Source organism: Streptomyces sp. WAC06614, assembly GCF_003949795.1.
GTDB lineage: Bacteria > Actinomycetota > Actinomycetes > Streptomycetales > Streptomycetaceae > Streptomyces.
This window is the reverse complement of record NZ_RPRY01000004.1, coordinates 57,747-65,953: the sequence shown is the minus strand read 5'-3', so window position 1 is coordinate 65,953 and position 8,207 is coordinate 57,747. Positions and strand designations below refer to the sequence as shown.

Sequence of the window (8,207 nt, the reverse complement as noted above, 5' to 3'; positions counted from 1 at the left end):
GCCCCTGGCTCTGGCCGCCCTGGTCGCCGTTGGGGGTGGCACTGCCGGTGGCACCGTTGCTGTTGCCGTTGCCCGTGCCGTTGCCGTTGCCGGTGCCGTGGCTGCCGGGCGTGCCGCTCGCGGACGGCCGGTTCGGGGCGGCGCCGGTCGGCCAGCGGCCGGGCCGGCTCCCCCTCGAAGTCGATCAGCGCCCAGCTCCCGTCGGCGGTGCGCAGGGTCTGGCCCAGGTGCAGGTCGCCGTGGATGCGCTGGGCGCACACGGTCAGCCCCCGGGCGGCCGCCAGTGCGTCGAAGGCCTGCCGCAGGCCCGCCTCGTACGGGCGCAGGGCCGGCACCTCGCGGACCGTGGCGGCCAGCCGGGCGGTCATCCCGGCCGCGAGCCGGGCCGTCTGCTCGGGCCCGAGCGCCAGCACCGGCAGCGCCGCCGCGAGCGCGCTGTGCACCTCGGCGGTGGCCCGGCCCAGCGCGTGCGCCTCGGCGGTGAAGTCGCTGCCCGAGCCCAGCCGGCGCAGGGCCAGCTGCCAGCCGTCGTCGGAGCCGCGCAGGTACGGCTGGAGCACGCCCAGGGTCAGCGGTTCGCCCGCGGGCAGCGCGGCCTCGTACCAGGCCACCGGTGCCGGGACGCGGGCACAGCCGGCGGCGGCCAGGGCCCGGGGGAGTTCCAGGTCCGGGTTGACCCCGGGCCCGACTCTGCGGAAGACCTTGAGGATGTACGCGTCCCCGTAGATCAGCGAGGAGTTGGTCTGCTCCCCCGACAGCGGGCGGGCCTGGAGCCCGGCCGGGATCAGGGCCAGCGGGTCCCGGTCGAAGCGCAGCGGGCCCAGGGTGCCCGGGGCACGCAATCGTTCCAGCAGCAGGGCCGCCAGCCGTGGGTCGCCCAGGCCCTCGTAGACGACGTGACCGGCGTACGGGCCCTGCTCGGCGCGGCCGATCAGGGCCGGCGCGAGGGCCGGGGGCAGCCCGGTGCGCAGGCCCAGCAGCAGCTGGTAGCAGTCGCCGTCCACGTCGAGGAGCAGGTGGAGCAGGCCGGGGGAGGAGCCCGGCGGCAGGAGCTCGGCCGCAGAGATCAGCCGGAGCGTGCGGATGTCCCGGCCCTTCCCCGCGAACCATCGCTGGGCGGGCAGCCAGGCCCGCAGCATCGGCTCCAGCGGGCCGAGCACGGCGGTCCCGGCCCGTCCGGCGGCGGTTCCCGTGGTGCCGGTCGTCCCGGTGGATGCAGCCTCCGACATGGCGTCGCGTCCTTTCCCCGGGCCGTCCGTGAATGCGCAGAGTGTCCCGGATCGCGGCAGTTGCTTCTCCGGTGTGTGAGTGGGGGGCGCGGAGAGTTCGTCCCCGTACCGGGCGGGACCGGACCGCATGCGGCCGCCCGCCCGTACGCGTGGCTACTCGGTCCGCAACCGGAACCAGTAGAAGCCGTGTCCCGCCAGCGTCAGCAGGTACGGCCACTCGCCGATCGGCGGGAAGCGCACGTCACCCGTGAGCTCGACCGGGACCCGCCCGTTGAACGACCGCAGGTCGAGCTCGGTCGGCTGCGCGAAGCGCGAGAAGTTGTGCACGCACAGCACGAGGTCGTCCCCGTACTCGCGCAGGAACGCGAGCACGGCCGGGTTCGACGAGGGCAGTTCGGTGTACGAGCCGAGACCGAAGGCCGGGTTGGCCTTGCGGACCTCGATCAGCCGCCGGGTCCAGTGCAGCAGCGAGGAGGGCGAGGACATCGCGGCCTCGACGTTGGTGACCTGGTACCCGTAGACCGGGTCCATGATGACCGGCAGGTTCAGCCTGCCCGGATCGCACGAGGAGAAACCGGCGTTGCGGTCCGGGGTCCACTGCATCGGGGTGCGCACCCCGTCGCGGTCGCCGAGCCAGATGTTGTCGCCCATGCCGATCTCGTCGCCGTAGTACAGGATCGGCGAGCCGGGCAGGGACAGCAGCAGGGCGGTGAACAGCTCGATCTGGTGCCGGTCGTTGTCGAGGAGCGGGGCGAGCCGGCGCCGGATGCCGATGTTGGCCCGCATCCGCGGGTCCTTGGCGTACTCGGCGTACATGTAGTCCCGCTCTTCGTCCGTGACCATTTCGAGGGTGAGCTCGTCGTGGTTGCGCAGGAAGATGCCCCACTGGCAGCGCTCGGGGATCTGCGGGGTCTTGGCGAGGATCTCGGAGACCGGGTAGCGCGACTCTCTTCGCACCGCCATGAAGATGCGCGGCATCACCGGGAAGTGGAACGCCATGTGGCACTCGTCGCCGCCGCGGGCGTAGTCGCCGAAGTAGTCGACCACGTCCTCGGGCCACTGGTTGGCCTCGGCGAGCAGCACCGTGTCCGGGTAGTGCGCGTCGATCTCGGCCCGGACCCGCTTGAGGAAGCTGTGGGTCCGGGGGAGGTTCTCGCAGTTGGTGCCCTCCTCGGCGAACAGGTACGGCACCGCGTCCAGCCGGAACCCGTCGATGCCGAGGTCCAGCCAGAAGCGCAGGGCCGAGATGATCTCCTCCTGGACGGCCGGGTTCTCGTAGTTGAGGTCCGGCTGGTGGGAGAAGAACCGGTGCCAGTAGTACTGCTTGCGCACCGGGTCGTACGTCCAGTTCGAGGTCTCCGTGTCGACAAAGATGATGCGGGCGTCCTGGTACTGCTTGTCGTTGTCGGCCCACATGTAGTAGTCGCCGTACGGCCCGTCCGGGTCCTTGCGGGACTGCTGGAACCACTCGTGCTGGTCGCTCGTGTGGTTCATCACGAAGTCGATGATCACCCGCATGCCGCGCTGGTGGGCGGCGTCCACGAACTCCACGAAGTCGGCGAGGTCGCCGAACTCGGGCAGCACCGAGGTGTAGTCGGCGACGTCGTAGCCGCCGTCGCGCAGCGGCGACGCGAAGAACGGCGGCAGCCACAGGCAGTCGACGCCCAGCCACTGGAGATAGTCCAGCTTGGCCGTCAGGCCCCTCAGGTCGCCGACGCCGTCTCCGTTGCTGTCGTGGAAGGAGCGGACGAGGACCTCGTAGAACACCGCCCGCTTGAACCAGTCGGGATCGCGGTCCTTGGCGGGGGTGTCCTCGAACGTGTCGGGAACGGGATCGTTGATCATCATGTGGTGGGTGACCCTCCGTTGGGCGGGGACGGTCGCAGAGCGGCCAGCACGTGCGCCGGGCTGCGGCCCGGCTCCAGTCGCACGTAGTTCGCCCTGCCCCAGTGATAGGTCTCGCCGGTGAGCTCGTCGCGCACTGCGAGGGACCCGTGCCAGTCGAGGCCGAGTACCGGCATGTCCAACGAGACCGTCGCCTCCTGGGTGTGGTGCGGATCGAGGTTGACGACCACCAGTACGGAATTGCTTCCGCTCTGCTTCGAATAGGCGATCACCTGGTCGTTGTCGGTCCGGTGGAAATGGAGGTCGCGCAGCTGCTGGAGCGCCGGGTTGCGCCGGCGCAGCCGGTTGAGCTGGGTGATCAGCGGGGCGATGGTGCGGCCCTCGCGGTCCGCCGCCGCCCAGTCCCGCGGCTTGAACTGGTACTTCTCCGAGTCCAGGTACTCCTCGGAGCCCTCCCGCAGCGGGGTGTTCTCGCACAGCTCGTAGCCGGCGTAGATGCCCCAGGTCGGGGAGAGGGTGGCGGCGAGGACGGCCCGGACCTCGAAGGCGGGGCGGCCGCCCTGCTGGAGGTAGGCGTGCAGGATGTCCGGGGTGTTGACGAAGAAGTTCGGGCGCATCGCGGCGGCCGACACCGGGCCCGACAGCTCGGTCAGGTACTCGGTCAGCTCCTGCTTGGTGTTGCGCCAGGTGAAGTACGTGTACGACTGCTGGAAGCCGATCGCGGCCAGGGTCCGCATCATGGCGGGCCGGGTGAAGGCCTCCGCCAGGAAGATCACGTCCGGGTCGGTCCGGTTGATCTCGCCGATCACCTTCTCCCAGAAGACCACCGGCTTGGTGTGCGGATTGTCCACCCGGAAGATCCGCACCCCGTGCTCCATCCAGTGGCGCAGCACCCGGACCGTCTCCTGCACGATCCCGGCCATGTCGGCGTCGAAGTGGAGCGGATAGATGTCCTGGTACTTCTTCGGCGGGTTCTCGGCGTACGCGATGGTGCCGTCGGCCCGGTGCCGGAACCACTCCGGGTGCTTCTCCACCCACGGGTGGTCGGGCGAGCACTGCAGGGCGAAGTCCAGAGCCACCTCCAGGCGCAGCTCCCGGGCCCGCCGCACGAAGTGGTCGAAGTCCTCCAGGGTGCCGAGGTCGGGGTGGACCGCGTCGTGGCCGCCCTCCGGCGAACCGATCGCCCACGGCACGCCAGGGTCCCAACTCCCCGCCGACAAGGTGTTGTTGGCGCCCTTGCGGTACGTGGTCCCGATCGGGTGGATCGGCGGCAGGTAGACGACGTCGAAGCCCATCGCGGCGATGGCCGTCAGCCGCTCCGCGGCGGTCCGGAAGGTCCCGCTCACCGGCGGCCGGCCCTCCTCCACCACGGCCCCCTCCGACCGCGGGAAGAACTCGTACCACGAGCCGAACAGCGCCCGCTTGCGCTCCACCAGCAGCGGCAGCGCCTTCGCGGCGGTCACCAGCTCCCGGTACGGCTTGCGGGCGAAGGCCGCGTCCACCGGGGCGGCGAGCGCGGCCTCCAGCCGCGACTGCGCCGGCCTGTCCTCGTCGCGCATCGCGTCGGCGGCGGCCAGCACGGCCTCCCGGCCGTCCTTCTTCGGGATCTTGGCCGCCGCCCGCTCGTAGAGCTCGGCCCCCTCCAGCAGCACCAGCTCGGTGTCGATGCCGGCCGGGATCTTGATCCTGGCGGCGGCCCGCCACGTGGCGACCGGATCGCTCCACGCCTCGACGGTGTACGTCCACCGCCCCTCCATGTCCAGGCTGACCCGCGCCCCCCACCGGTCGGTGCCGGGGGCCAGCTCGCGCAGCGGGATCCCGGGCCGGGCCCGGCCGCTGGGGTCGCGCAGCACGACATGGGCGGCCACGGCTTCGTGGCCCTCGCGGAACACGGTGGCCGAGATCTCGAAGACCTCGTCCACCACCGCCTTCGCGGGTCTGACGCCGCAGTCGACGGCAGGGCGGACGTCCAGCACGGGAATGCGACCGATCATGATGGGATCACCTGGGGGCAGTTCGCAGGGCTCGGTGACAACACTCCGGCCGGAGGTCCGGCCGGTGGGGCATGCTCTGTTCGCTCTGTTTCTAGCCGCTCCGTGGACGGCTGCGCTGCGGGCATGGCCGCTCCTGTCCGCGTTCACTCGGGTGGCGGGGAGAGGTGGGGGGCGTGTGCGCCGTACTCGGGTACGCGGGGAGCCCTTCCCACTCCCGTCCCGGGCAATCCGCGCGCTTGGTTAACTACTCGTACGTAGTCGACTACACAAGGGTCGGCGTCGGCCCGACAATCACTCAGGCTTCGTCAAGTCACTTGAACGCCAAAGCCCGTAAAGAGTGACGAGCGGAATCGGCTCGGAACCAGCTGGAGACGCCGTGGCAGCCGCTCCGCGCCGCCGCTAGCCTTCCGGGGGTGATGCGTGGGCGCCCAGCGTGGTGCGCCCGCTTTTGATCCGTCGCCCCTGCGAAGGTGGAACACGTGAAGGCTATCCGTCGATTCACCGTGCGCCCCGTCCTGCCGGGACCCTTGCTGCCACTCGCCGACCTCGCCCGGAACCTCCGCTGGTCGTGGCACGTGGAAACCCGCGAACTCTTCCAGTCCGTAGATCCCGAGGGATGGCAGGCCGCCGGAGGCGATCCCGTCCGGCTCCTCGGATCCGTGTCCGCCACCCGCCTCGAAGATCTCGCCACCGATCGGAGGTTCCTGCGCCGCCTCGCCGCCGCGGCCGCCGAGCTCGACGACTACCTGAACGGGGAGAGGTGGTACCAGGCGCACGCTCCCGGCGCCCCCACCCCGCCGCCCGCCTCCATCGCCTACTTCTCGCCCGAGTTCGGCATCACCGCCGCCCTTCCCCAGTACTCCGGCGGACTGGGCATCCTGGCCGGCGACCACCTCAAGGCCGCCAGCGACCTCGGCGTCCCGCTGATCGGCGTGGGACTGCTCTACCGGCACGGCTACTTCCGCCAGTCCCTGTCCCGCGACGGCTGGCAGCAGGAGCACTACCCGGTCCTCGACCCCAACGAACTGCCCGTCTCCCTGCTGCGCGCCGAGGACGGCACCGCGGCCCGCGTCACCCTGGCGCTGCCCGGCGGCCGGGCCCTGCACGCCCACGTCTGGCAGGTCCGCGTCGGCCGGGTCCCGCTGCTGCTGCTCGACTCCGACGTCGAGGACAACGACGCCGGCGCCCGCGAGGTGACCGACCGGCTCTACGGCGGCGGCAGCGACCACCGGCTGCTCCAGGAGATGCTGCTGGGCATCGGCGGGGTGCGCGCCGTCCGCACGTACTGCGCCCTGACGGGTCATCCCGCGCCCGAGGTGTTCCACACCAACGAGGGACACGCCGGGTTCCTCGGACTGGAACGCATGAGGGAACTCGCCGGGGAGCACGGGCTCGACTTCGACGCCGCCGTCGAAGCCGTCCGGGCCGGCACCCTGTTCACCACGCACACCCCCGTCCCCGCCGGCATCGACCGCTTCGAGCGCGGACTCGTCGCCCGGCACTTCGGCGAGGGCGCGGAACTGCCGGGCCTGCCCGTCGACCGGATCCTCGGACTCGGCGCCGAGACCTACCCCGGCGGCGACCCGGGCGTCTTCAACATGGCCGTGATGGGCCTGCGCCTGGCCCAGCGCGCCAACGGCGTCTCCACCCTCCACGGGGCCGTCTCCCGCGAGATGTTCGCCGGGCTCTGGCCCGGCTTCGACCCCGCGGACATCCCCATCACCTCCGTCACCAACGGGGTGCACGCCCCCACCTGGGTCGCGCCCGAGGTGATGCGGCTCGGCGCCCGCCAGATCGGCGCCGGGCGCACCGAGGACGCCCTGTCGGTGGGCGGCTCCCCGCGCTGGGACGCCGTCGCCGAGATCCCCGACCAGGACGTGTGGGAGCTGCGCCGGGCCCTGCGCGAGCAGCTCGTGACGGAGGTACGCGCCCGGCTGCGCGCCTCCTGGCGCCAGCGCGGCGCGGGCGCCGCGGAACTGGGCTGGGTGGACTCCGTCCTCGACCCGGACGTGCTCACCATCGGCTTCGCCCGCCGCGTCCCCTCGTACAAGCGGCTCACGCTGATGCTGCGCGACCCCGAGCGGCTGCGCCGACTGCTGCTGGACCCCGAGCGGCCCGTCCAGATCGTGGTCGCCGGCAAGGCCCACCCGGCGGACGACGGGGGCAAGCGGCTGGTGCAGGAGCTGGTCCGGTTCGCCGACGACCCGGCCGTACGGCACCGGATCGTGTTCCTGCCGGACTACGGCATGGCGATGGCGCAGAAGCTCTACCCCGGCTGCGACGTCTGGCTGAACAACCCCCTGCGCCCACTGGAGGCCTGCGGCACCAGCGGGATGAAGGCCGCCCTCAACGGCTGCCTCAACCTCTCGGTGCTGGACGGCTGGTGGGACGAGTGGTTCGAGCCCGACTTCGGCTGGGCCATCCCGACCGCCGACGGCGCCGCCACCGACGAGGAACGGCGTGACGACCTGGAGGCCGCCGCCCTGTACGAGCTGCTGGAACAGCACGTCACCCCGCGGTTCTACGACCGTTCCGGACGCGGTGCACTGCCCGTGCGGTGGATCGAGATGGTCCGGCGCACCCTGGTCTCGCTGGGGCCCAAGGTGCTGGCGGGCAGGATGGTGCGCGAGTACGTGGAGCGTCTGTACACCCCGGCCGCCGCGGCGCACCGCGCCCTGGACCCGGCGGCCGCCCGGGACCTCGCGGAATGGAAGGCCCGGGTCCGCTCCTGCTGGCCGGGGGTCGGCGTCGGCCACGTCGAGGCGCTGGCGGCCACCCCGGTCAACGGCACCGCCGAACTCGGCGCCACCTTGACCCTGCGCGTGCAGGTCGCGCTCGACCGCCTCGCCCCCGAGGACATCGAGGTGCAGGCCGTGGCGGGCACGGTGGACGCCGAGGACGTCATCCGCGACGCCCGCACCTTCCCGCTCAAGCCGGCCGCGGGGCCGGACCTGGAGGGCCGCTGGCTGTACGAGGGCCCGCTCGCCCTGGACCGGACCGGGCCGTTCGGCTACACCGTGCGCATCCTGCCCTCCCACCCCCTGCTGGCCGGACCCGCCGAACTGGGGCTGGTGGCCACCCCGCCGGTCACCGGCGCGGGCGCCGGACCGGGCGTCCTGCTGCGCTGATCGGCCGCGTC

The 8,207-nt window shown here is 72.1% G+C and carries 4 protein-coding genes; 1 reads left to right on the top strand and 3 read right to left on the bottom strand.

What is annotated here, in order from left to right; all coding sequences use genetic code 11:
* The 3 genes from EF918_RS01225 to EF918_RS01215 form a co-directional block, all read right to left on the bottom strand.
* A partial coding sequence (locus EF918_RS01225) for a hypothetical protein (protein WP_125639118.1) occupies window positions 1-1,229 on the bottom strand: 1,229 nt, incomplete at its 3' end.
* A gap of 153 nt (window positions 1,230-1,382) precedes the next feature.
* Complete coding sequence (gene treS / locus EF918_RS01220; protein WP_125639115.1) at window positions 1,383-3,077, bottom strand: maltose alpha-D-glucosyltransferase; 1,695 nt, start codon at window positions 3,075-3,077, stop codon at window positions 1,383-1,385.
* On the bottom strand, window positions 3,074-5,068 hold the full coding sequence (locus EF918_RS01215) for an alpha-1,4-glucan--maltose-1-phosphate maltosyltransferase (RefSeq protein WP_185921546.1): 1,995 nt from the start codon (window positions 5,066-5,068) through the stop codon (window positions 3,074-3,076). The genes treS and EF918_RS01215 overlap by 4 nt, the downstream gene beginning before the upstream one ends.
* 479 nt (window positions 5,069-5,547) lie before the next feature.
* On the opposite strand from EF918_RS01215, the gene glgP reads away from it, so the two are divergent.
* On the top strand, window positions 5,548-8,196 hold the full coding sequence (gene glgP / locus EF918_RS01210; protein ID WP_125639112.1) for an alpha-glucan family phosphorylase: 2,649 nt from the start codon (window positions 5,548-5,550) through the stop codon (window positions 8,194-8,196).
* The last annotated feature ends 11 nt before the right edge of the window (window positions 8,197-8,207 follow it).